Annotated in this window: 32 protein-coding genes; all 32 read left to right on the top strand. The window is 39.0% G+C overall.

Annotation, left to right across the window (positions count from 1 at the left end):
- The coding region (locus tag T420_RS07235; RefSeq protein WP_483416251.1) for an EF-Tu C-terminal domain-related protein at positions 1 to 86 on the top strand (86 nt) is incomplete at its 5' end.
- A gap of 67 nt (positions 87 to 153) precedes the next feature.
- On the top strand, positions 154 to 462 hold the full coding sequence (gene rpsJ / locus T420_RS0105315) for a 30S ribosomal protein S10 (protein WP_007477064.1): 309 nt from the start codon (positions 154 to 156) through the stop codon (positions 460 to 462).
- Positions 463 to 489: 27 nt separating this feature from the next.
- The gene (rplC, locus tag T420_RS0105320) at positions 490 to 1230 is read left to right on the top strand and encodes a 50S ribosomal protein L3 (RefSeq protein WP_013545252.1); all 741 of its coding nucleotides are present in this window, start codon (positions 490 to 492) and stop codon (positions 1228 to 1230) included.
- Positions 1230 to 1850: a 50S ribosomal protein L4 gene (rplD, locus tag T420_RS0105325; protein ID WP_013545251.1), complete on the top strand. Its 621-nt coding sequence runs from the start codon at positions 1230 to 1232 to the stop codon at positions 1848 to 1850. Before rplC ends, rplD begins: the two co-directional genes overlap by 1 nt.
- A complete protein-coding gene (locus tag T420_RS0105330; protein ID WP_026501209.1) occupies positions 1847 to 2140 on the top strand; it encodes a 50S ribosomal protein L23 in 294 nt (97 codons plus the stop codon). Before rplD ends, T420_RS0105330 begins: the two co-directional genes overlap by 4 nt.
- Before the next feature lie 20 nt (positions 2141 to 2160).
- Positions 2161 to 2994 carry a 50S ribosomal protein L2 gene (gene rplB, locus T420_RS0105335; RefSeq protein WP_013545249.1) on the top strand — a complete coding sequence of 278 codons (834 nt, stop codon included), beginning with the start codon at positions 2161 to 2163 and terminating at the stop codon, positions 2992 to 2994.
- A 14-nt stretch (positions 2995 to 3008) separates the two neighbouring features.
- Positions 3009 to 3287, top strand: coding sequence for a 30S ribosomal protein S19 (gene rpsS, locus T420_RS0105340; RefSeq protein ID WP_013545248.1), 279 nt, complete (start codon positions 3009 to 3011; stop codon positions 3285 to 3287).
- Between the two features lie 2 nt (positions 3288 to 3289).
- Positions 3290 to 3679 (top strand): 50S ribosomal protein L22, encoded by a 390-nt coding sequence (gene rplV / locus T420_RS0105345; protein ID WP_013545247.1) that lies wholly within the window; start codon positions 3290 to 3292, stop codon positions 3677 to 3679.
- Positions 3679 to 4389 (top strand): 30S ribosomal protein S3, encoded by a 711-nt coding sequence (gene rpsC / locus T420_RS0105350; RefSeq protein ID WP_013545246.1) that lies wholly within the window; start codon positions 3679 to 3681, stop codon positions 4387 to 4389. Before rplV ends, rpsC begins: the two co-directional genes overlap by 1 nt.
- Before the next feature lie 37 nt (positions 4390 to 4426).
- Positions 4427 to 4840, top strand: a complete 414-nt coding sequence (gene rplP / locus T420_RS0105355; protein ID WP_013545245.1) for a 50S ribosomal protein L16 — start codon at positions 4427 to 4429, stop codon at positions 4838 to 4840.
- A 13-nt stretch (positions 4841 to 4853) separates the two neighbouring features.
- A complete protein-coding gene (rpmC, locus tag T420_RS0105360) occupies positions 4854 to 5054 on the top strand; it encodes a 50S ribosomal protein L29 (RefSeq protein ID WP_013545244.1) in 201 nt (66 codons plus the stop codon).
- Between the two features lie 11 nt (positions 5055 to 5065).
- Positions 5066 to 5308 (top strand): 30S ribosomal protein S17, encoded by a 243-nt coding sequence (rpsQ, locus tag T420_RS0105365; RefSeq protein WP_013545243.1) that lies wholly within the window; start codon positions 5066 to 5068, stop codon positions 5306 to 5308.
- A 146-nt stretch (positions 5309 to 5454) separates the two neighbouring features.
- A complete protein-coding gene (gene rplN / locus T420_RS0105370) occupies positions 5455 to 5823 on the top strand; it encodes a 50S ribosomal protein L14 (RefSeq protein ID WP_013545242.1) in 369 nt (122 codons plus the stop codon).
- Positions 5824 to 5835: 12 nt separating this feature from the next.
- A complete protein-coding gene (gene rplX, locus T420_RS0105375; RefSeq protein ID WP_013545241.1) occupies positions 5836 to 6150 on the top strand; it encodes a 50S ribosomal protein L24 in 315 nt (104 codons plus the stop codon).
- Complete coding sequence (rplE, locus tag T420_RS0105380) at positions 6143 to 6700, top strand: 50S ribosomal protein L5 (RefSeq protein ID WP_013545240.1); 558 nt, start codon at positions 6143 to 6145, stop codon at positions 6698 to 6700. Before rplX ends, rplE begins: the two co-directional genes overlap by 8 nt.
- Before the next feature lie 24 nt (positions 6701 to 6724).
- Positions 6725 to 7030 carry a 30S ribosomal protein S14 gene (rpsN, locus tag T420_RS0105385; RefSeq protein ID WP_013545239.1) on the top strand — a complete coding sequence of 102 codons (306 nt, stop codon included), beginning with the start codon at positions 6725 to 6727 and terminating at the stop codon, positions 7028 to 7030.
- A gap of 14 nt (positions 7031 to 7044) precedes the next feature.
- On the top strand, positions 7045 to 7443 hold the full coding sequence (gene rpsH, locus T420_RS0105390; protein ID WP_013545238.1) for a 30S ribosomal protein S8: 399 nt from the start codon (positions 7045 to 7047) through the stop codon (positions 7441 to 7443).
- A 37-nt stretch (positions 7444 to 7480) separates the two neighbouring features.
- Positions 7481 to 8014, top strand: coding sequence for a 50S ribosomal protein L6 (gene rplF, locus T420_RS0105395; protein ID WP_013545237.1), 534 nt, complete (start codon positions 7481 to 7483; stop codon positions 8012 to 8014).
- Positions 8015 to 8026: 12 nt separating this feature from the next.
- Positions 8027 to 8389, top strand: coding sequence for a 50S ribosomal protein L18 (gene rplR, locus T420_RS0105400; protein ID WP_013545236.1), 363 nt, complete (start codon positions 8027 to 8029; stop codon positions 8387 to 8389).
- A 115-nt stretch (positions 8390 to 8504) separates the two neighbouring features.
- Positions 8505 to 9065, top strand: a complete 561-nt coding sequence (gene rpsE / locus T420_RS0105405) for a 30S ribosomal protein S5 (RefSeq protein ID WP_013545235.1) — start codon at positions 8505 to 8507, stop codon at positions 9063 to 9065.
- A gap of 31 nt (positions 9066 to 9096) precedes the next feature.
- Positions 9097 to 9303 (top strand): 50S ribosomal protein L30, encoded by a 207-nt coding sequence (gene rpmD / locus T420_RS0105410; RefSeq protein ID WP_013545234.1) that lies wholly within the window; start codon positions 9097 to 9099, stop codon positions 9301 to 9303.
- Between the two features lie 20 nt (positions 9304 to 9323).
- Positions 9324 to 9788, top strand: a complete 465-nt coding sequence (gene rplO, locus T420_RS0105415) for a 50S ribosomal protein L15 (protein WP_013545233.1) — start codon at positions 9324 to 9326, stop codon at positions 9786 to 9788.
- A gap of 158 nt (positions 9789 to 9946) precedes the next feature.
- On the top strand, positions 9947 to 11293 hold the full coding sequence (gene secY, locus T420_RS0105420) for a preprotein translocase subunit SecY (RefSeq protein ID WP_013545232.1): 1347 nt from the start codon (positions 9947 to 9949) through the stop codon (positions 11291 to 11293).
- Positions 11290 to 11883: an adenylate kinase gene (locus T420_RS0105425; RefSeq protein ID WP_013545231.1), complete on the top strand. Its 594-nt coding sequence runs from the start codon at positions 11290 to 11292 to the stop codon at positions 11881 to 11883. Before secY ends, T420_RS0105425 begins: the two co-directional genes overlap by 4 nt.
- 162 nt (positions 11884 to 12045) lie before the next feature.
- Positions 12046 to 12414: a 30S ribosomal protein S13 gene (gene rpsM, locus T420_RS0105430; RefSeq protein ID WP_013545230.1), complete on the top strand. Its 369-nt coding sequence runs from the start codon at positions 12046 to 12048 to the stop codon at positions 12412 to 12414.
- A 124-nt stretch (positions 12415 to 12538) separates the two neighbouring features.
- Positions 12539 to 12928 (top strand): 30S ribosomal protein S11, encoded by a 390-nt coding sequence (gene rpsK / locus T420_RS0105435; RefSeq protein ID WP_013545229.1) that lies wholly within the window; start codon positions 12539 to 12541, stop codon positions 12926 to 12928.
- A 95-nt stretch (positions 12929 to 13023) separates the two neighbouring features.
- Positions 13024 to 14037: a DNA-directed RNA polymerase subunit alpha gene (locus T420_RS0105440; RefSeq protein WP_013545228.1), complete on the top strand. Its 1014-nt coding sequence runs from the start codon at positions 13024 to 13026 to the stop codon at positions 14035 to 14037.
- Between the two features lie 23 nt (positions 14038 to 14060).
- On the top strand, positions 14061 to 14489 hold the full coding sequence (gene rplQ, locus T420_RS0105445; RefSeq protein ID WP_013545227.1) for a 50S ribosomal protein L17: 429 nt from the start codon (positions 14061 to 14063) through the stop codon (positions 14487 to 14489).
- A 275-nt stretch (positions 14490 to 14764) separates the two neighbouring features.
- Positions 14765 to 16159: a DegQ family serine endoprotease gene (locus T420_RS0105450; RefSeq protein WP_013545226.1), complete on the top strand. Its 1395-nt coding sequence runs from the start codon at positions 14765 to 14767 to the stop codon at positions 16157 to 16159.
- Between the two features lie 9 nt (positions 16160 to 16168).
- Positions 16169 to 17485, top strand: coding sequence for a replication-associated recombination protein A (locus T420_RS0105455; protein WP_013545225.1), 1317 nt, complete (start codon positions 16169 to 16171; stop codon positions 17483 to 17485).
- Positions 17486 to 17878: 393 nt separating this feature from the next.
- Positions 17879 to 18922 carry a recombinase RecA gene (gene recA / locus T420_RS0105460; protein ID WP_026501210.1) on the top strand — a complete coding sequence of 348 codons (1044 nt, stop codon included), beginning with the start codon at positions 17879 to 17881 and terminating at the stop codon, positions 18920 to 18922.
- 207 nt (positions 18923 to 19129) lie between these two features.
- Positions 19130 to 21793: an alanine--tRNA ligase gene (gene alaS, locus T420_RS0105465; protein WP_013545223.1), complete on the top strand. Its 2664-nt coding sequence runs from the start codon at positions 19130 to 19132 to the stop codon at positions 21791 to 21793.
- Positions 21794 to 21809 lie beyond the last annotated feature (16 nt).

The following is a 21809-nucleotide window of genomic DNA, read 5'->3' on the forward strand; positions in this document are numbered from 1 at the left end:
TTGCAATGGAGGAGAAGCTCCGTTTTGCAATTCGAGAAGGTGGCCGTACCGTTGGGGCTGGTATCGTATCTAAAATCATTGAATAAATGAAATAATCGTTGAGAAATGTTTTTGATTGTTGAAGACATTTCGTATGATAGGGAAATAAAGAGCATGAATGGCCAGAATATCCGTATTCGCTTAAAGGCATTTGATCATCGGATTCTTGATGCATCAACGCGTGAGATTGTTTCAACTGCTAAGCGCACTGGTGCTAATGTCCGTGGTCCTATTCCGCTTCCAACACGGATTGAGAAATTTACGGTTAATCGTGGGCCACACATCGATAAGAAGAGTCGTGAACAGTTTGAAATGCGTACACATAAGCGTCTTCTTGATATTGTTGATCCGACACCACAAACGGTAGATGCACTCATGAAGCTTGATCTTTCTGCTGGTGTGGATGTTGAAATCAAGCTCTGAGGTTTGAAGACAGAAGGAACAAACCCAATGCGTTCAGGTGTAATAGCACAGAAGTTAGGTATGACCCGTATTTATAATGATGCTGGTGAGCATGTGCCGGTGACCGTGCTTCGTTTAGATAAGTGTCAGGTTGTTGCTCAGCGTACAGTTGAAAAGAATGGTTATACTGCTGTTCAATTAGGTGTGGGACTTGCTAAGGTCAAAAATACGTCGCGAGCTCTTCGTGGTCATTTTGCTAAAGCTGCAGTTGAACCAAAAGCTAAAATAGCAGAATTTCGTGTTAGTCCTGATAATCTGCTTGATGTTGGTACTGAAATTACAGTGGAACATTTTGTGCCAGGTCAAAGAGTTGATGTAACGGGTACAAGTATTGGTAAGGGTTTTGCTGGTGTTATGAAGCGGCATAATTTTGGTGGTCATCGTGCTTCACATGGTAATTCGATTACACATCGTGCTCATGGTTCGACAGGTCAATGTCAGGATCCAGGGAAAGTGTTTAAAGGTAAGAAAATGGCTGGTCACATGGGGCAGGTGCGTGTAACAACTCAGAATGTTGAAGTTATTTCTACGGATGTTGATCGTGGTTTAATTTTAGTGCGTGGTTCTGTTTCTGGTTCTAAAGGGTCTTGGATTTTAGTGCGAGATGCTGTAAAGAAGCGTCTTCCTGATAATGCGCCAAAACCTGCTGGTATTCGCCAGCTTGTTAAAGAAAAAACGGAAGCAATTCCCTTAATGACGGAAGTTTCTGAAGCTGAGGGAGCTGAGTAATGGATCTTATGATAAAAACCCTTGATGGTAAAGAAGCCGGTAAAGTAAAGGTTTCTGAAAGTGTTTTTGGTCTTATTCCTCGTGAGGATATTTTACAACGTGTTGTTCGTTGGCAGCTTACACGTCGTCAAAAAGGAACACATCAGTCTCAGGGTCGATCTGATGTATCGCGGACAGGGGCAAAAATGTTTAAACAAAAAGGAACTGGGCGTGCTCGGCATTCTTCTGCTCGAGCACCACAATTCCGAGGTGGTGGTAAAGCACATGGTCCGGTGATGCGGAGTCACGCGCATGGTCTTCCTAAAAAGGTTCGTGCTCTTGGATTGCGTTTAGCTTTATCAGCTAAATTAAAAGCAGATGATTTGATTGTGGTTGATGAGCTTAATATTCGAGATGCAAAAACAAAAGTGTTGAATGCGAATTTTTCTAAACTTGGTTTCAATAATGCTTTGTTAATTGGTGGGAAAGAAATCGATGTGAATTTTTTTCGTGCAGCATCTAATATTCCTAATATTGATGTTTTACCGGTTCAGGGGATTAATGTTTATGATATTTTGCGTCGCGGCAAGCTTGTTTTATCAAAAGAAGCTGTTGAGGCCCTTGAGGAGCGTTTCAAATGATGGACCTTCGCCATTATGATATAATTTTAAGTCCAGTGGTTACTGAGAAATCGACTATGCTTTCTGAGTATGGTCAAGTTGTTTTTAATGTTGCACAGAAAGCGACAAAATCTGAAATTAAAGCTGCTGTTGAAGCGCTTTTTAGTGTAAAAGTTAAAACAGTAAATACAATAATCCGTAAAGGTAAGATGAAGCGTTTCAAAGGCATTGTTGGTCGGCAGAGTGATGTCAAAAAAGCGATTGTTACACTTGTTGAGGGTCAATCAATCGACCTTTCAACAGGTTTATAAGAGGTTCGGAGATAGGAATAATGGCACTTAAGCACTTTAATTCGACTACGCCCGGACAGCGTCAGCTTGTTATTGTAGATCGTTCTGGTCTTTATAAAGGTAAGCCTATAAAAAGGCTAACAGAGGGTTTATCGTCAAAGGGTGGACGCAATAATTGTGGTAGAATTACTGCTCGTTTTCAAGGTGGTGGTCATAAACGTAGTTATAGGTTTGTTGATTTTAAGCGTATCAAGCGTGATATGTTTGCAAAAGTTGAGCGTTTGGAATATGATCCAAACCGTACGGCTTTTATTGCTTTGATTCGTTATGAAGATGGGCAATTGAGTTATATTCTTGCACCACAGCGTCTTGATGTTGGTGACTCTGTTATTGCTGGTTTAAATGTTGACGTTAAGCTAGGCAATGCAATGCCTCTTAGTAATATGCCTATTGGTACTATTATTCATAATGTTGAAATGAAACCTGGAAAAGGTGGTCAAATTGCGCGTTCAGCAGGAACTTATGCGCAGTTAGTTGGGCGAGATGAAGGGATGGCTATTCTTCGTCTTAATTCTGGTGAGCAACGTTTGATTTCAGGTAATTGTTTTGCAACGGTTGGTGCTGTTTCAAATCCTGATCATGTGAATATTAGTGATGGTAAAGCTGGTCGATCGCGTTGGCGTGGTAAGCGTCCACATGTTCGTGGAGTTGCTATGAATCCAGTTGATCACCCGCATGGTGGGGGTGAAGGCCGTACATCAGGTGGTCGTCATCCGGTGTCTCCTTGGGGTAAGCCTACAAAAGGTAAGCGTACACGTTCCAATAGAGCCACTAATAAGTTTATTATGCGTTCGCGTCATCAGCGTAAGAAATAGAAAGGTAGTCTAAAGTGGTTCGTTCAGTTTGGAAAGGTCCGTTTATTGACGGCTATCTTCTTAAGAAAGCAGAAAAAGTTCGTGCAAGTGGACGTAATGAGGTTATTAAAATATGGAGTCGTCGTTCTACTATTTTGCCACAATTTGTTGGCTTGACTTTTGGTGTTTACAACGGCAATAAACATATTCCTGTTTCTGTTTCTGAAGAAATGGTCGGGCATAAATTTGGTGAATTCGCTCCCACCCGAACCTATTATGGGCATGGTGCAGATAAAAAAGCGAAAAGGAAGTAGGAATGGGCAAAGCTAAGGCTCCACGCCAACTTAAAGATATTGAGGCGAAGGCTGTCGCCCGAACAATTCGTGTAAGTCCACAGAAGCTTAATTTGGTTGCTGCAATGATTCGTGGTAAAAAAGTTAATATGGCATTGGCTGATTTGACATTTTCGCGTAAGCGTATTGCTGGAGCGGTTAAAAGCACTCTTGAATCGGCGATTGCTAATGCAGAGAATAATCATGATCTTGATATTGATTCCTTGATTGTTGCAGAAGCGTATGTTGGTAAATCTATTGTAATGAAGCGTTTTCATGTTCGAGGGCGGGGTCGTGCTAGTCGAGTGAAGCGTCCATTTTCCCATCTTACTATTATTGTTCGTGAGGTTGTCGAAAAAGGAGAGGTCGCGTAATGGGACAGAAGATCAATCCAATAGGACTTCGCCTTGGAGTTAATCGGACCTGGGATTCACGGTGGTATGCTGATAGTGATGAATATGGGCGTCTTCTTCATGAAGATTTAAAAATTCGTTTGTATGTAATTGAAGAATTAAAGCAAGCGGCTATTTCTAAGGTTGTTATTGAACGTCCTCATAAAAAGTGTCGTATAACAATTCATTCGGCGCGTCCTGGTCTTATTATTGGTAAAAAAGGTGCTGATATTGAGAAGTTACGTCGTAAGCTTTCAGAGATGACCAATGCTGAAACTTCACTGAATATTATTGAAATTCGTAAGCCAGAGATTGATTCTACAATTATTGCTCAATCCATTGCTCAGCAGCTTGAGCGTCGTGTTGCTTTTCGACGTGCAATGAAGCGTGCTGTTCAATCAGCTATGCGTCTTGGAGCTGAGGGGATTCGTATTAATTGCTCTGGTCGTCTTGGAGGAGCTGAAATTGCTCGTATGGAATGGTATCGTGAAGGTCGTGTTCCACTTCATACGTTACGGGCTGATGTTGATTACGGTACAGCAGAAGCTAAAACTGCCTATGGCATTTGTGGTGTTAAAGTTTGGGTATTTAAAGGTGAAATTCTTGAACATGATCCGATGGCTTCGGAGCGTCGTGCTACGGAAGGTGATCGTTCGGGTTCTTCATTGAATCGTCGCCGTGAAAATGTTTAATTTTTGTGGTTGAATCAGAAATTTGGAGTAGAGAGCAATGTTGCAGCCAAAGCGCACAAAGTTCCGTAAACAATTTAAGGGCCGTATTCACGGTTATTCGAAGGGGGGTACGGGTTTGAATTTCGGTGCTTACGGTCTGAAAGCTGTTGAACCAGAGCGTATTACTGCCCGTCAAATTGAGGCAGCGCGTCGTGCAATTACACGTTATATGAAGCGCTCTGGTCGTGTGTGGATTCGTATTTTTCCAGATGTGCCTGTTACGTCTAAGCCAACTGAAGTTCGTATGGGTAAAGGTAAGGGAAGTGTTGATTATTGGGCGGCGCGTGTTGCGCCTGGGCGTGTTATGTTTGAACTTGATGGGGTTTCTGAAGATGTAGCGCGCGAAGCACTTAGATTAGGTGCAGCAAAACTCCCCATTAAGACTCGTTTCGTACAGCGTATTGCTGAATAAAAGAGGTTAAGCGATGAAAGCTGCAGAATTAAGAGCGCAAACGCTCGACCAAATGAAAAATGAATTGGCCAAATTAAAAAAAGAGCAGTTTAATCTGCGTTTTCAGAAAGCAACAGGCCAGTTAGAAAAGACTGCACGTGTTAAACAAGTGCGTCGTAACATTGCACGTATTAAAACGTTTCTTCGTCAAAAAATCGACGAAAACAAGGCTTAAGGAAGTAAGAGATGCCTAAACGCATTTTGCAAGGTGTTGTCGTTAGCGACAAGAGTGATAAGACTGTAGTTGTCAAAGTAGAGCGCCGTTATTCTCATCCGTTGCTCCAAAAGACGGTTCGGCAATCTAAAAAGTATAAAGCACATGACGAAAATAATCAGTTCAAAATTGGAGAACAGATTTTTATTCAGGAATCTAAGCCAATTTCGAAAGATAAACGTTGGATTGTTGTTAAAGACAGTAGTGTGGCGTAGTTAGCTAGGCGAGTTGTTTTAAAATTTAATATTGGTTTTTTCCATGGGTGAATTTTGAACAGGAGCTTTATTGTTATTTGGCAGGCGAATTCGGGTGTGTCAAAGGCTCATCCGGAGAGTGAGTGTTTAAGAAAAGGTGGCCATTCATGATTCAGATGCAAACAAACCTCGATGTTGCAGATAATTCTGGTGCACGTCGTGTCATGTGCATCAAAGTGTTAGGTGGTTCAAAGCGGAAATATGCTTTGGTCGGTGACATTATTGTTGTTTCGGTTAAGGACGCTATTCCTCGTGGCCGTGTAAAAAAAGGAGATGTGATGAAAGCTGTAGTGGTTCGTACTGCCAAAGATATTCGTCGCGTGGATGGTAGTGTAATTCGTTTTGATAGGAATGCTGCTGTTTTAGTTGATAATAAGAAAGAGCCGATTGGTACGCGTATTTTTGGGCCGGTTCCCCGTGAGCTTCGTGGTAAAAATCATATGAAGATAATTTCTCTTGCTCCTGAAGTATTGTAAGGAGTAAATATCATGCAGAAGATTCGAAAAGGTGATAAAGTGATTGTATTGTCTGGTAAGGACAAAGGATGTAAGGGTGAAGTCATTAAGGTGAATCCAAAGGAAAATAATGCTCTTGTTCTCGGGCTTAATATGGTTAAGCGTCATCAACGTCAAACACAGAAACAAGAAGCTGGGATTATTTCTAAGGAAGCTCCCATTCATTTATCTAATTTGGCGATTTCTGATCCTAAGGATGGTAAGCCTACGCGTGTAGGCTTTCGTTTGAATGCGGATGGTGATAAAGTTCGTTTTGCCAAGCGTTCGGGAGAATTAATTAATGGCTGAGAAAAAACAAAAGCCCCGTATGAAGACGCATTATTTTGAAGTGGTTCGTAAAGTACTTCAAGAAAAGTTTAATTATAAAAATGAAATGCAAATTCCCCGTGTTGATAAGATTGTAATTAATATGGGTATTGGTGAGGCGACGGCTGATTCAAAAAAAACATCTATTGCAGCTGGAGATTTGGCATTGATAACAGGTCAAAAAGCTGTTGTTACCTGTGCACGTAATTCTATTGCAACCTTTAAGGTGCGTGAGGGAATGCCACTTGGAGCTAAGGTAACATTACGTAAAGATCGTATGTTTGAATTTTTGGATCGCCTTATTACAATTGCACTTCCCCGGGTTCGTGACTTTCGTGGTTTAAATCCAAAAAGTTTTGATAGTCGTGGCAATTTCGCTATGGGTATTAAAGAGCATATTGTGTTTCCAGAAATTAATTATGATAAGGTTGATCAGATTTGGGGTATGGATATTATTGTTTGTACGACAGCGAAAACGGATGATGAGGCCCGTGAGTTATTACGTGCTTTTAATTTTCCGTTCCGTTCGTAACGGCAAATATAGCGAGGTGAAATTATGGCCAAAGTGAGTGCTGTTGAAAAAAATAAGCGTCGTGAAAGGATGGTGAAGCGTTATGCTGCACGTCGTGCGCGTTTAAAAGCGATAGTGATGAATCAAGAAATTTTACTTGAAGAGCGCTTTAAGGCTTCTATCCAGTTGGCAGGATTACCTCGTAATTCTGCGAAAGTTCGTGTTCGTAATCGTTGTGAAATTTCGGGTCGTCCACGTGCTTATTATCGTAAATTAAAGATGTCACGAATTGCATTACGTGATCTTGGATCTTTGGGATATATTCCCGGAATTGTTAAGTCTAGCTGGTAAGAGGAGATTATTAGATGTCTATGTCAGATCCTCTTGGTGATATGTTGACCCGTATTCGTAATGCACTTGCCCGTAAAAAGGGAAAGGTCGTCACTCCTACATCTAAGCTTCGCACACGGGTTCTTGATGTTCTTCAATCAGAAGGTTATATTCGTGGGTATAATCAGATTGATTCCGGTAATGGGAAATCTTCGATTGAAATTGAGCTAAAATATTTTGAAGGTTCAGCTGTTATTCGTGAAATTTCACGTGTTTCAAAACCAGGTCGTCGTGTGTATGTTTCTGCTAAAGCTATTCCTCCGGTGGCGAATGGTCTTGGTATTTCAATTTTGTCAACTCCCAATGGAGTGATGGCGGATCATGAGGCGCGTCAACAAAATGTTGGTGGAGAGCTTCTCTGTCGTATTTTCTGATTAATTTTAAAAAACGGAAGAAAAACAGGTTAGAACAATGTCTCGTATTGGAAAAAAACCCATTCCGGTTCCTTCTGGGATTACCGCTACTGTTGATGGTCAGTTGGTTAAGGCAAAAGGTCCGAAAGGTGAACTGAGCTATGTCGTTAATGATGAAGTTTTGGTTAAGCTTGATGGAAATGTTGTATCAGTAGAACCGCGTGATCAATCAAAGGATGCTCGCTCTAAATGGGGTATGTCTCGCTCAATGATTGAAAATATTTTTTGTGGTGTAAAAGATGGTTTTGAAAAGAGGCTTGAAATTAATGGTGTTGGTTATCGTGCTTCTTTGCAGGGTAAGGATATTCAATTATCATTAGGTTTTTCTCATGATGTTATTTATAAAGTGCCGTCTGATGTTACTGTAACAGTTCCTAAGCCAACAGAAATTGTTGTCTCCGGAATTGATAAACAGAAAGTTGGACAAGTAGCGGCAGAGATTCGCGAATATCGTGTACCTGAGCCTTATAAAGGTAAAGGTGTCAAGTATGCAGATGAGCATATTGTTCGTAAAGAAGGTAAAAAGAAATAAGGATTTCGTAACATGGTTTCTCCTAAGGGAATTCTCCAACGTAGAGCCCAACGTGTTCGTTGTCAAATTAAAGCGGTTGCTAAAGGTCGTCCGCGGCTTAGTGTTTATCGCTCAAATCAGAATATTTATGCTCAGATTATCGATGATGCACGTGGACATACTCTTGTTTCTGCGTGTACTCTTGAAAAGGGTTTGAAAAACTCTTTAAAAAGTGGTTCTGATAAAGAAGCTGCTTTTGTTGTTGGTAAGTTAATTGCTGAGCGTGCGAAAAAAATTGGTGTTAATGAAGTTGTTTTTGATCGTGGACCATATGTTTATCATGGAAGAATAAAGGCTTTGGCCGAAGCTGCTCGTGAGGGTGGTTTAAACTTTTAAAATATGTTGCTTAGAAAGTTTAGTAAAGAGATCTTTAGGATATTTTGTGTGAGTTCCTTTGATTTTGTGCTGAGACTTTGTTAGCGTGCTTCCGGAAAAGAAAAAGGAATGAGGAATGGCACAAAAAGAACGTAGTGATCGCGATGAGCGTCGGGATGAACGTGATAGTGAATTTGTTGATAAACTTGTTCATATTAATCGTGTTTCTAAAGTTGTGAAGGGTGGTCGGCGTTTTGGTTTTGCTGCTCTTGTTGTTGTTGGAGATCAAAAAGGACGTGTTGGTTTTGGTCATGGTAAAGCACGTGAAGTACCTGAGGCAATTCGTAAGGCTACAGAGTCTGCAAAACGTGCAATGATTTATATACCACTTCGATCTGGACGTACATTGCATCATGATGTTGAAGGTCGTCATGGAGCTGGTTATGTTTTGATGCGTGCAGCTTCTGCTGGTACTGGTATTATTGCAGGTGGGCCGATGCGTGCTATTTTTGAGACACTTGGTATGCAAGATGTTGTTGCAAAATCATTAGGTTCATCAAATCCCTATAATATGGTGCGTGCGGCTTTTGATGCATTAAAGCGCCAAGTGCATCCTAAAGATATTGCGGCACAGCGAGGCATTAAATATTCAGTGTTGCAGGCGCGTCGTAAAAATCTGATTGGTTCGGAAGAATAGTATCTGAGTTTTTTGAAAAGGGAATTAAAAGATGGTTCAGAAGAAATCTCAGATTAGCAGGACTGTGACGATAGAGCAAATTAGAAGCCCGATTCGGAAGCCTCAGATTCAGCGTGCAACGTTAAAGGGGCTTGGATTAAATAAAATGCATCGCCGTCGTACTTTAGAAGATACACCTTGTGTGCGGGGTATGATTGCTAAGATCCAGCATCTTGTTCGAGTTATAGATGAAAATTGAAAGTTGCAGGAGTATATAGAATGAAGCTCAATGAATTACGTGATCATGAAGGCGCAACAAAGAGCCGTAAACGTATTGGGCGTGGTATTGGTTCTGGAACTGGTAAAACTGGTGGTTGCGGTGTTAAAGGACAGAAGTCGCGCTCTGGCGTTTCACTTAATGGTTTTGAAGGAGGTCAGATGCCTATTTATCGTCGTCTACCAAAGCGCGGATTTAAGAACTTATTTTCTAAGATTTACAATGAGGTTTCATTAGGTCGTATTCAGTTAGCAGTTGATGCAGGTAAATTAGATATTGGGAAATCAGTTGATATTGTTGCATTAAAAGAAGCTGGTATTATTCGTCGTGTAAAAGGTGGTGTTCGTCTTCTCTCCGATGGAGATTTAAAGGCTAGGATTATATTTAATGTTTCTGGCGCTTCTGAAATGGCTCGTAAAAAGATTGAAAAGGCTGGTGGTCAGGTTAATCTTTGCGAAATTACCTAGTAATTATTATAACATAAATAATGTTGGGAAGTATGTACCCTTTTAGTTCATTATTCACAAGGAATGTTGAGCCTTTCATTAATTTCTATATGGTGGTATGAATTTTAAAGATTATGCTTATTTAAGTGAAAAGTTAGCATATAAACTGGAGAAAATTTATGGCATCAGCTGCAGAACAATTTGTTTCCAATATGAATTTTGGTGCTTTTTCGCGTGCGACTGAATTAAAAAAGCGTATTTGGTTTACTCTAGCTGCACTTCTTGTATATCGTTTTGGTACTTATATTTCTTTGCCTGGCATTAATATTGATGTTTTACGACAAACATTTGAACATCATTCATCTGGTGTGTTAGGGCTTTTTAATATGTTTGCTGGGGGTGCTGTTGGGCGTATGGCAATTTTTGCATTAGGTATAATGCCTTATATATCAGCATCGATTATTGTACAGCTACTAACATCGATTATTCCTTCATTAGAAGCTCTCAAAAAAGAGGGTGAGTTAGGTCGTAAAATCATCAATCAATATACTCGTTATATGACAGTCATATTGGCAATTTTACAGGCTTTTGGTATTGCAGTTGCGCTTGAAACTGGTATAGGAACAGGCCTTCAGATTGTTATAGAACCAGGTATAATGTTTCGTGTTTCGGCAGTTATTTCATTAGTTGGCGGGACAATATTTTTAATGTGGCTTGGTGAGCAGATTACATCACGTGGTGTTGGTAATGGAGTTTCTCTCATTATTTTTGCGGGTATTGTGGCAAATTTTCCTTCTACTTTTGCTCAACTTTTAACTGCTCATAGCCAGGCTGATTTATCAACTTTTTTATTAATAGGAATTTTTGTTATTGCTGTTTCTGTTATCGGAGTTATTGTTTTTGTAGAGCGTGCACAACGGAGAATTATTATTCAGTATCCAAAGCGTCAAGTTGGAAACCAAATGTTTCAAGGTGATATGTCTCATTTTCCTTTGAAGTTAAATACTGCTGGTGTTATTCCACCAATTTTTGCTTCATCTTTATTGTTGTTACCTGCAACCATTAATAATTTTTCTGACAAAATGCCGCAATGGATTCAAGCTGTTTCTTTTTTTCTTGGTCATGGACAGCCGCTTTATATGATTGTTTATGCTGCTTTGATGGCATTTTTTTGCTTTTTCTATACAGCTATTGTGTTCAATCCGAGTGATACAGCAGAGCAATTGAAAAGGCATTCTGGTTTTATTCCAGGGATTCGTCCTGGTGAGCGCACAGCTGAGTATATTGATTACGTTTTAACACGTATTACTGTTGTTGGAGCTATTTATATTATTCTGATTTGTTTACTTCCTGAGTTTATGATATCGACGTTGCATGTTCCTTTTTATCTTGGTGGTACATCTTTACTCATCGTTGTCACTGTTACACTTGATACAATTGCTCAAATCCAGGGGAGTCTTGTTGCACACCAATACAAGGGATTGATTAAAAAATCAAAACTCCGGGGGGGTAGAAGAAAACGATGAAAGTGATTCTTTTAGGTCCTCCTGGAGCGGGTAAAGGTACGCAAGCTAAAATACTCACTGAGGAATACAATATTCCTCAGTTATCGACAGGTGATATGTTGCGTGTAGTTATTATGAAAGAAACAGAAGTTGGTAAAATAGCTAAAGCGGTTATGGAATCAGGTTCTTTAGTTTCTGATAATATTGTTAATCAAATTGTATCAGATCGCATTAGTGAAAGTGATTGTGCAAATGGTTTTATATTGGATGGATATCCGAGGACTGTGGTACAAGCAGAAGCATTACAGCAAATTTTGAAATCAAAAAATGAACAACTTGATGCGGTTATTGAACTTGTTGTTGATGAAGATGCATTGATTGAGCGTATGAAAAAGCGTGTACAGGATACGATTGTTTCTGGTGGACAGGTTCGTTCAGATGATAATCCTGATGCTTTTGCAAAACGATTAGTTGAATATCGGGAAAAAACAGCTCCTGTATCAAAATTTTATTTGGATATTGGATTACTAAAAACGGTTGATGGAATGGCTAATTTTTCTGATGTATCGCGTGCAATTAAAAACTCTTTAGAGGGAGTTTTTCAGAAATAAACGAAAAGAGTTGACTTTTATAATGAAATCTATCAGAAATCGCTTTGATTCATTTCAGTAGGAATAACGGGGTTCGGAGTATATTTAAACCGGAGCCATTTTTTTCTATAAAGTGCTTCAAGTATTTTATGGTAAACTTTAACATACTCAAGGAGAATAGGCGTGGCCCGTATTGCTGGCGTCAATATCCCAACAAATAAGCGTGTAATTATTGCGCTTCAATATATCCACGGGATTGGACAAAAATTTGCTCAGGAAATTGTCGAGAAAGTTGGCGTTTCTCCAGAGCGTCGTGTGCATGAGCTTTCAGATGCGGAAGTTTTACAGATTCGTGAGACAATAGATCAAGGTTATCAAGTTGAAGGGGATCTTCGTCGGGAAGTTGCAATGAGTGTGAAGCGTTTGATGGACCTTGGTTGTTATCGTGGTTTGCGTCATCGTCGTTCTTTGCCTGTTCGTGGGCAGCGTACGCATACAAATGCGCGTACACGTAAAGGTCCTGCTAAAGCAATTGCTGGTAAGAAGAAGTAAATATTTTATTTATTGTGAAGGTTTTATTTTGGATATTTTGTTTTTGTTAAATCTTTATTAACAACAACAAATAGGGTGGAGCTGCTGATATTACGGCAGTGAAGAGATCGTTGAAAGGAAAACTATGGCCAAGGAAGCCACACGTGTTCGCCGTCGCGAGCGTAAGAATATTTCATCGGGTGTTGTGCATATCAATTCAACATTTAATAATACGATGATTACTATTACTGATTCTCAGGGAAATACGATTGCATGGTCATCTGCGGGAGCTCAAGGGTTTAAGGGATCACGTAAGTCTACACCTTTTGCTGCACAGGTCGCTGCAGAGGATTGTGCTAAAAAAGCACAAGAGCATGGTATGCGTTCATTGGAAGTTGAAGTTTGTGGTCCTGGAGCAGGTCGTGAATCCGCTTTACGTGCGTTGCAATCTGTTGGTTTCTTGATTACTTCCATTCGTGATGTGACGCCAATCCCTCATAATGGGTGTCGTCCGCGAAAAAGGCGACGTATTTAATTTGGGTATTGTTTTTCGTTGTCGGAGATTTCTCCGATGTTCACACTGGCCGTTGCGATTGAATGGTAGCGGAACTAAAGAACAGGAATAAGAATATGATCCAGAAAAACTGGCAGGAATTAATTAAACCCAGTAAAGTCGAATTTCATACGCATAATGATCCCAACATTGTAAGTGTTGTTGCGGAGCCTCTTGAGCGTGGTTTTGGTTTGACATTAGGAAACGCATTGCGTCGTGTATTATTATCATCACTCCGTGGTGCTGCAGTTACTGCTGTACAAATTGATAGTATTTTACATGAATTCTCATCAATTCCGGGTGTTCGCGAAGATGTTACAGATATTATTTTGAATATCAAAGAGATTGCTATACGTATGGAAGAGGAGGGACCTAAGCGAATTATTCTCTGTAAAGAAGGGCCTGGTGTGGTTAAAGCTGGGGATATACAGACGGTTGGAGATATGGCAATCCTTAATCCGGAGCATGTTATTTGCACGCTGGATGAAGATGCGGAAGTTCGCATGGAACTTATCGTCAATACAGGAAAGGGTTATGTTCCATCTGAACGAAATTGCGTTGATGATGCACCAATAGGTCTTATTCCTGTTGATAGCCTTTATTCACCAGTTCGTAAAGTATCTTATAAAGTAGAGAATACGCGTGAAGGACAGATTCTGGATTATGATAAATTGACGTTAACAATTGAAACTAATGGTGCTGTTAACGGTGAAGATGCGATTGCTTTTGCAGCGCGTATTCTGCAGGATCAGTTATTGGTATTTGTCAACTTTGAAGAGCCACAAAAAGAATTGATTGAAGAGCCGGCTTCTGAGCTTACTTTTAATCCGGCACTGCTCAAAAAGGTAGATGAATTAGAACTTTCAGTGCGTTCAGCAAATTGTCTTAAAAATGATAATATTGTTTATATTGGTGATCTTATTCAAAAAACGGAAGCTGAAATGCTTCGGACACCAAATTTTGGGCGAAAATCATTAAATGAAATTAAGGAAGTTCTTGCGTGTATGGGACTCCATCTTGGGATGGAAATTCCTGCATGGCCTCCTGAAAACATTGATGATCTTGCTAAACGTTATGAAGATCAGTATTAAATTAAAATTGAAGGAGAAGGCTTATGCGCCACAGTAAATCAGGTCGCAGGCTGAACCGGACTGCTAGTCATCGTAAAGCAATGTTCGCAAATATGGCCGCTTCGCTCATTGAGCACGAGCAGATTGTGACGACCCTTCCAAAAGCTAAGGAAATTCGTCCTATTGTTGAAAAGTTAGTTACGCTTGGTAAGCGTGGAGATTTGCATGCACGTCGGCAAGCGATTTCAGCTCTTCGTGATACAAAGCATGTTGCAAAATTGTTTGATACGCTAGCGGTACGTTATGTATCACGTAAAGGTGGTTATTTGCGTATTATGAAAGCAGGTTTTCGTACCGGTGATAATGCTCCTATGGCTGTTATAGAGTTTGTTGATCGTGATGTTAAAGCAAAAGGTGCTGTGGATCATGCGCATATGGAAGCGACAGTTATTAAAGGGGAGAATGCTTCATAAAAGGATCACTTTTTCTTATTAGATTTTTAGAAGCCGTCTTTTAAAGGCGGTTTTTTTATTAAAATTATAGGGCTAATTTTTCAATTATATAGAAAGCAGAGAGGTTATGTATATTCGTTGAGTTGTTTAATTTTTATATTTTTTGTTGTTTAGATAAGTTTTTTGTGCCTAAATCATCAACTATTTAGTTATGGTCATCGATTTGCAAGGTAAGCAGGACAGCTTCTTATCTTATTAAAGAATTAAGCCTTGGTTTTTTTTTGAAGGAGCTAATAATGAAATATTCCATTTTAATAGGGTTTTTTTTTGTGATTATGGCGCAAATATCGTTCCGTTATGCAAGTGCTCAAATTCCACAAAAACAATCAGATATTACTTTTTCATTTGCTCCTTTAGTTAAAAAGACTATTCCATCTGTTGTGAATATTTATGCAGCACGTAAAGTTAGAGTGCGTTCGCCTTTTGAGGGAGATCCATTTTTTGAACAATTTTTTGGTCGTTATCAAGGTAAGCGATCTTTGCGTACTCAGTCATCATTAGGATCTGGGGTAATTGTTGATACACGTGGTTTGATCGTTACTAGTTACCATGTCATTAAGGATGCTAGCGAAATTAAAGTTGCTTTTTCTGATGGTCAGGAATTTGAAAGTACAGTTATACTAAAGGATGAAACAACTGATATTGCAGTCCTTGAAATTAATTCGAAAGGTTCTCAATTTCCTGTTCTTCCTTTGGGGGATTCTGATGCAGTGGAAGTTGGAGATCTTGTCCTAGCAATTGGTAATCCTTTTGGTGTTGGTCAGACGGTTACAAGCGGTATTGTTTCAGCACAAGCACGTACCCGTGTAGGTGTTTCTGATTTTGATTTTTTTATTCAAACAGATGCTGCTATTAATCCAGGTAATTCTGGTGGAGCTTTAATTGATATGAAAGGCCAATTAATCGGGATTAATACGGCTATTTATTCGCGTTCAGGTGGTTCTGTAGGAATTGGTTTTGCTATCCCAGCTAATCTTATTAAAGTCGTTCTTGATACAGTTAAGCGTGGTGGGAAGTTTTTGGTGCCACCCTATATTGGGGCTTCTTTCCAAAGTGTTACACCTGATATTGCAGGTGGTTTGGGTTTAGAACATTCTTATGGTGCTCTCATTGTTGAGATTATCAAAGGTAGTCCTGCTGAGAAAGCTGGTTTGAAAGTGGGTGATGTTATTTTGAGTGTGCAAGGTATGCGAATTGAGAATCCAGATAGCCTTGGATATCGTTTGATGACAACTGGGATTGGGCAGAGCCTTATTTTAGAATATTTACGGGATGGGAAAATTTTTAAAACAAAAATAACTGTGCTATCAACACCAGAATCTGTTTTTGTAAAATCTGAAAAAATTATGGGAGAAAGCCCTCTTTCTGGTGCTGAAGTACTAGATTTAACACAGTACAATAGTCGACGATTTCATCTTCCTGTCACTGCGAAAGGTGTGATAATTACTAATGTTGATCAAATAAGTAACGCTGCGGGTATTTTTCGTCCTGGAGATATTTTGCATACTGTTAATGGCCATAAAATTCAAACTGTGAGTCAACTGAAAAAAGTTCTTATGCAAAATCACTCACATATTTGGGAACTGGAATATGAGCGCAATGGTGTACATATTCGTCAATTGATTCGCTGAGGGTTTTATTTGAATAAAGACTTTTTTTCTTCATCTTTTGATTTTTGTGTTAACCAAAATCGTCCTCTTGCAGAAAGGATGCGTCCCCGCTCTCTTAATGAAGTTGTAGGGCAAAACCATTTAATTGGAACGGAAGGTTTTCTTTCGCTCATGGTTGCATCTGGTTCATTTAGTTCCATGATTTTCTGGGGACCGCCAGGCACAGGTAAAACGACGATAGCACGTTTGTTGGCGCTTGAAACAAATTTTGTTTTTGAACAAGTTTCTGCTATTTTTACTGGAATATCGGAACTAAAGAAAATTTTTGAAGCAGCTCAAGCTCGTTTGATGTCTGGATATCAGACGTTATTATTTATCGATGAAATTCATCGTTTTAATCGCGCTCAACAGGATAGTTTTCTACCTTTTATGGAAGATGGAACTATAATTCTTGTAGGAGCAACAACCGAAAATCCTTCATTTGAACTTAATGCTGCTCTTCTTTCACGTGCACGTGTTTTAACTTTTCGCTCACATGATAATGAAAGTTTGGACACACTTTTGAAACGTGCTGAAAAAGCAGAGGGAAGATCACTGCCTTTAGATGATCATGCTAGAGAAATTTTGATAAGGGTGTCTGATGGTGATGCACGAGTAGCTTTAACATTAGCGGAAGAGATCTGGCGTGTTGCACGGTCAGAAGAAGTGTTTAATACTGAAACTCTGCAAGCAGTTATTCAGCGTCGAGCTCCGATTTATAATAAACGAGATAGTCATTATAATCTTATTTCAGCATTGCATAAATCAGTTCGTGGTTCTGATCCTGATGCTGCACTTTATTATCTTGCGCGTATGTTTGATGCGGGTGAAGATCCTTTATATGTTGGTCGTAGGTTGGTTCGTATAGCCATTGAAGATATTGGTTTAGCAGATCCACAAGCTCTTGTGATTTGTAATGCAGCAAAGGATGCCTATAGTTATCTAGGATCACCTGAGGGAGAATTAGCCCTTGTGCAAGCATGTCTTTATGTTGCAACTGCACCAAAATCAAATGCAACTTATCTTGCTTATAAGGCAGCAATGCGTAGTGCTCGCAAAAACGGTTCTTTATCTCCTCCTAAGCATATTCTTAATGCTCCTACAAAATTTATGAAAGAAGAGGGATATGGGCATGGTTATCGTTATGACCATGATGAACAAGATGCTTTTTCAGGACAAGAATATTTTCCTGAAAAACTTGGGCATCAGATTTATTATCAGCCACAAGAACGTGGTTTTGAACGTGAAATTGCAAAGCGTCTTGAGTGGTGGAAGAAGTTACGACAAAAACGAGTTAATCAAAAATAAGATTTCAGAGAAAATAAGAGTGTATTATTTTTTCTTTGATGGGGTTTGTATTTAGTCATATTATTATAATTTTATTGAAGATCTAGATTATACTGAAAGATTTTATTACTACTTTATGTAGTAAGATGTTGTCTTCTTTACTTCGAGAAGAGGTATTAACAGTGTACAAATTTATTGTACAAACTACTATCTTCAATATTTTTTTGCAATATATTATCTATTATTAGAAGGAAATGTATAATTTCTTTTTAGTGGAGAGTGTCAGGTAATGTTGAGTCCACTAAGAATAAAAAGAAATAGTCTGTGAACATCCAAATTCGAGGCTTTAATTAAGCGTAGAGAACAGTATATATTATATGTTGAATTTTGTCATAACTCACTAAGGATATAGTTGTGGATAAAACAAAAGCTCTAGAGGCTGCTCTTTCACAGATTGAGCGTTCGTTTGGTAAAGGCTCGATTATGCGTCTTGGGCAGAAAGAGCAGGTTGTTGAAATTGAAACGGTTTCAACTGGCTCGTTATCTTTAGATATTGCTTTGGGGGTAGGTGGGTTACCAAAAGGGCGTATTATTGAGATTTATGGACCAGAAAGTTCTGGGAAAACAACACTAGCTCTTCATTCTATCGCTGAGGCACAGAAAAATGGTGGGATTTGTGCTTTTATCGATGCAGAACATGCTCTTGATCCTATTTATGCACGTAAACTTGGTGTTGATTTAGAAAATCTCTTTATTTCTCAGCCAGATACTGGTGAACAGGCATTGGAAATTACAGAGACACTTGTTCGTTCTGGTGCAGTTGATGTGCTTGTTGTTGATTCAGTGGCAGCTTTGACTCCACGTGCAGAAATTGATGGTGAAATGGGAGATGCTTTACCTGGATTACAAGCTAGGTTGATGAGTCAAGCATTACGAAAATTGACAGCATCGATTTTTCGCTCTAACTGTATGGTTATTTTTATCAATCAAATTCGTATGAAAATTGGTGTGATGTTTGGTTCTCCTGAAACAACGACAGGTGGAAATGCTTTAAAGTTTTATGCTTCTGTTCGTTTAGATATTCGTCGCATTGGGGCTATTAAAGATCGTGATACGGTGATTGGAAGTCAGACACGTGTTAAAGTTGTAAAAAATAAATTGGCACCTCCATTCAAACAAGTTGAATTTGATATTATTTATGGTGAGGGCATTTCTAAATTAGGGGAATTGATAGATTTAGGTGTTAAAGTTGGTCTTGTAGAAAAATCTGGTTCATGGTTCTCTTATAATTCTCAGCGTTTAGGGCAAGGGCGCGAAAATGCAAAGCAGTTTTTACGTGAACATGCAGAGATAGCCGCTGAGATTGAAACAGCTTTACGCCAGAATGCTGGTTTAATTGCAATTGAATTGTTAGAAAATGCTGGATCAGAAAATGCAGAAGGCGATGAATCAATCTGATTCAATATTAGTTTGAATAGGATTCCTTATTTAAAATTTATTCTATTTTTATTTGTTAGAATTTTGAAATATAAAATCGTTTGCTTTTTATTTTTCTGAGAAAATATTTCTATTTTGATTAAATAGCTCTAAAAGTAGCATAGAAGTGCTGCATTAGGCAGTGATTTGGTTTTTGCGGTTTTTGTACTGTACTCTACAGGTGTAAATATGAATAGCGTTAATAGTATCCGGTCGACTTTTCTGGATTATTTTCATCATAATGGACATGAAATTCTTTCTTCAAGTCCATTGGTTCCACGCAATGATCCTACATTGATGTTTACAAATGCAGGAATGGTTCAGTTTAAAAACGTTTTTACTGGACTTGAAAAATACCCTTATAAACGTGCAACAACAGCACAAAAATGTGTTCGTGCGGGCGGAAAGCATAATGATCTTGATAATGTCGGTTATACAGCGCGTCATCATACTTTTTTTGAAATGCTTGGGAATTTTTCTTTTGGCGATTATTTTAAAGAAGAAGCAATTTTTTTTGCATGGAATCTTTTAACCAAAGAGTTTTGTCTTTCGAAAGATAAATTGTTGGTTACAGTTTATCATACTGATAATGTTGCTGCTGAATTATGGCGTAAAATTTCCGGACTTCCGGACGAAAAAATTATCCGTATTGCAACCAATGATAATTTTTGGTCAATGGGTGATATAGGTCCCTGTGGTCCTTGTTCAGAGATTTTTTATGATCATGGTGATGAAATTTTTGGAGGACCTCCGGGAAGTGCTTATGAAAATGGTGATCGCTTTATTGAAATTTGGAATCTTGTTTTTATGCAATATGAGCAGGTTAATAAAGAAGAGCGAATTGAACTACCTTGTCCTTCTATTGATACTGGTATGGGATTAGAGCGCATTGCAGCTGTTTTGCAAGGTGTTCATGATAATTATGATATTGATCTTTTTTGTAAGTTAATTCGCGCTTCACAGGAGATAACAGGAGTAGAGGCAACGGGTGAGTTTATTGCTAGTCATCGTGTTATTGCTGATCATCTCCGTTCTTCTGCATTTTTGATTTCTGATGGTGTTCTGCCTTCCAATGAAGGTCGGGGGTATGTTTTGCGTCGTATTATGCGTCGTGCTATGCGTCATGCTCATTTTCTTGGTGCTAAAGAGTCATTAATGGGGCACCTTTTGCCTGTTTTAATTCGCGAAATGGGGCAAGCTTATCCGGAATTAGTGCGTGCTGAATCCTTAATTTCAGAAATCTTAAAGTTGGAAGAAACCCGTTTTCATAAAACTCTTGAACGAGGACTTAGTTTATTAAATGAGGCAAGCACTGATCTTAAAGAAGGTGATCATTTTGATGGTGAGGTTGCCTTTAAACTTTATGATACATACGGTTTTCCAATTGATTTGACGCAAGATGTTCTTCGACGTCGTGGAATATCTGTTGATATTGATGCTTTTGAAAAAGCAATGGAGCTTCAAAAAGCCGAAAATCGTGCTAATTGGTCTGGTTCTGGTGCATCAATGACAGAAACAGTTTGGTTTTCTATTCGTGATCAGGTAGGGACTACAGAATTTTTAGGTTATGAGACAGAAAAAGCTGAAGGTGTTATTACGGCTCTTGTTTGTGACGGTAAAATTGTTGACCATGTTTTTTCAGGACAAGATGCTATGCTTGTTGTCAATCAAACACCTTTTTATGCTGAGTCTGGTGGGCAGATAGGTGATAGTGGTGTTATTTGTAGTGAGTCTTTTGTTTTTGAAGTACATGATACCCAGAGAAGGGGTGAGGGTGTTTTTATTCACATTGGAAAAGTTAAATCTGGTCAAGCAAAGATATCTGATTGTGTAGAACTTATCATTGATTCTGGGCGTCGTAGGAAAATTCGTGCCAATCATTCTGCTACCCATTTATTGCATGAAGCTTTGCGTCGTATATTAGGACCTCATGTTGCACAAAAGGGGTCTTTAGTATCTCCTGATCGGTTGCGTTTTGATTTTTCTCATCCGAAGTCAATTTCGTCAGAAGAATTAAAAAGAGTAGAAGATTTGGCAAATGATATTGTGTTGCGAAATAGTAAGGTAACAACTCACCTTATGGCACTGGATGATGCAATTTTTGAAGGGGCAATGGCATTATTTGGTGAAAAATATGGCGATGAAGTTCGCGTTGTTTCTATGGGAGAGAGATGTGAACCAACAGAATTAAAAAAGCGTTGGTCAATTGAGCTTTGTGGGGGTACTCATGTACAGAGAACAGGTGATATTGGTTTGATTCATATAGTTGCTGAAAGCTCTATAGCTTCTGGAGTTCGTCGTATTGAAGCTTTAACGGGTACAACTGCACGCCTCTATCTTAGTAAGCAAGATAAGCGAATTTATGAAATTGCTAGTTTTTTAAAAGCTTCTCCTGCTAATGTAGAAGAACGTGTAAGGAATTTGTTTGATGATCGTCGTAAACTTGAAAAAGAGTTGAATGATACACGTAAGAGTGTTGTTCTGAATGGTAGAGCTTTACAGGGTAGAAAAGAGAATATTACAATTATTAATGGCATTTCTTTTATGGGAGGTGTTCTTAGAAACATTGCAGTGCGGGATCTTAAAACTTTGGTAGATTCCGGAAAAAAACAAATTGAATCTGGAGTAGTTGCTTTTATTAGTGTTTCGGAAGATGGTAAAGGGAGCGCTGTTGTTGGGGTTACTGATGATTTAACGAATATGTTGAATGCTGTTGATTTAGTGCGCGTTATTTCGGTTGTTCTTGGTGGTCAGGGTGGTGGTGGGCGTCCTGATATGGCACAGGCTGGTGGTTCCAAAGGAGATAAAGCTGATGAAGCAATTACGGCATTAAAGGCTTTTCTTAAAGGTTAATTCCTACTCTTATTGT

This window comes from Bartonella clarridgeiae ATCC 51734 (genome assembly GCF_000518185.1).
Taxonomy (GTDB): Bacteria; Pseudomonadota; Alphaproteobacteria; order Rhizobiales; family Rhizobiaceae; genus Bartonella; species Bartonella clarridgeiae.

Bases quoted from the DNA above. Each gene is read 5' to 3' on its own strand.
- rplN (WP_013545242.1), top strand. From the start codon at position 5,455: ATGATTCAGATGCAAACAAACCTCGATGTTGCAGATAATTCTGGTGCA.
- rplP (WP_013545245.1), top strand. From the start codon at position 4,427: ATGTTGCAGCCAAAGCGCACAAAGTTCCGTAAACAATTTAAGGGCCGT.
- rpsE (WP_013545235.1), top strand. From the start codon at position 8,505: ATGGCACAAAAAGAACGTAGTGATCGCGATGAGCGTCGGGATGAACGT.
- T420_RS0105440 (WP_013545228.1), top strand. From the start codon at position 13,024: ATGATCCAGAAAAACTGGCAGGAATTAATTAAACCCAGTAAAGTCGAA.
- rpsC (WP_013545246.1), top strand. From the start codon at position 3,679: ATGGGACAGAAGATCAATCCAATAGGACTTCGCCTTGGAGTTAATCGG.
- rplD (WP_013545251.1), top strand. From the start codon at position 1,230: ATGGATCTTATGATAAAAACCCTTGATGGTAAAGAAGCCGGTAAAGTA.
- rplC (WP_013545252.1), top strand. From the start codon at position 490: ATGCGTTCAGGTGTAATAGCACAGAAGTTAGGTATGACCCGTATTTAT.
- T420_RS0105330 (WP_026501209.1), top strand. From the start codon at position 1,847: ATGATGGACCTTCGCCATTATGATATAATTTTAAGTCCAGTGGTTACT.
- rplV (WP_013545247.1), top strand. From the start codon at position 3,290: ATGGGCAAAGCTAAGGCTCCACGCCAACTTAAAGATATTGAGGCGAAG.
- rpmC (WP_013545244.1), top strand. From the start codon at position 4,854: ATGAAAGCTGCAGAATTAAGAGCGCAAACGCTCGACCAAATGAAAAAT.
- rplF (WP_013545237.1), top strand. From the start codon at position 7,481: ATGTCTCGTATTGGAAAAAAACCCATTCCGGTTCCTTCTGGGATTACC.
- rplQ (WP_013545227.1), top strand. From the start codon at position 14,061: ATGCGCCACAGTAAATCAGGTCGCAGGCTGAACCGGACTGCTAGTCAT.
- rpsH (WP_013545238.1), top strand. From the start codon at position 7,045: ATGTCTATGTCAGATCCTCTTGGTGATATGTTGACCCGTATTCGTAAT.
- rpmD (WP_013545234.1), top strand. From the start codon at position 9,097: ATGGTTCAGAAGAAATCTCAGATTAGCAGGACTGTGACGATAGAGCAA.
- secY (WP_013545232.1), top strand. From the start codon at position 9,947: ATGGCATCAGCTGCAGAACAATTTGTTTCCAATATGAATTTTGGTGCT.
- rplB (WP_013545249.1), top strand. From the start codon at position 2,161: ATGGCACTTAAGCACTTTAATTCGACTACGCCCGGACAGCGTCAGCTT.
- T420_RS0105450 (WP_013545226.1), top strand. From the start codon at position 14,765: ATGAAATATTCCATTTTAATAGGGTTTTTTTTTGTGATTATGGCGCAA.
- T420_RS0105425 (WP_013545231.1), top strand. From the start codon at position 11,290: ATGAAAGTGATTCTTTTAGGTCCTCCTGGAGCGGGTAAAGGTACGCAA.
- rplR (WP_013545236.1), top strand. From the start codon at position 8,027: ATGGTTTCTCCTAAGGGAATTCTCCAACGTAGAGCCCAACGTGTTCGT.
- rpsK (WP_013545229.1), top strand. From the start codon at position 12,539: ATGGCCAAGGAAGCCACACGTGTTCGCCGTCGCGAGCGTAAGAATATT.
- rplE (WP_013545240.1), top strand. From the start codon at position 6,143: ATGGCTGAGAAAAAACAAAAGCCCCGTATGAAGACGCATTATTTTGAA.
- alaS (WP_013545223.1), top strand. From the start codon at position 19,130: ATGAATAGCGTTAATAGTATCCGGTCGACTTTTCTGGATTATTTTCAT.
- rplO (WP_013545233.1), top strand. From the start codon at position 9,324: ATGAAGCTCAATGAATTACGTGATCATGAAGGCGCAACAAAGAGCCGT.
- rpsQ (WP_013545243.1), top strand. From the start codon at position 5,066: ATGCCTAAACGCATTTTGCAAGGTGTTGTCGTTAGCGACAAGAGTGAT.
- rpsJ (WP_007477064.1), top strand. From the start codon at position 154: ATGAATGGCCAGAATATCCGTATTCGCTTAAAGGCATTTGATCATCGG.
- rplX (WP_013545241.1), top strand. From the start codon at position 5,836: ATGCAGAAGATTCGAAAAGGTGATAAAGTGATTGTATTGTCTGGTAAG.
- rpsN (WP_013545239.1), top strand. From the start codon at position 6,725: ATGGCCAAAGTGAGTGCTGTTGAAAAAAATAAGCGTCGTGAAAGGATG.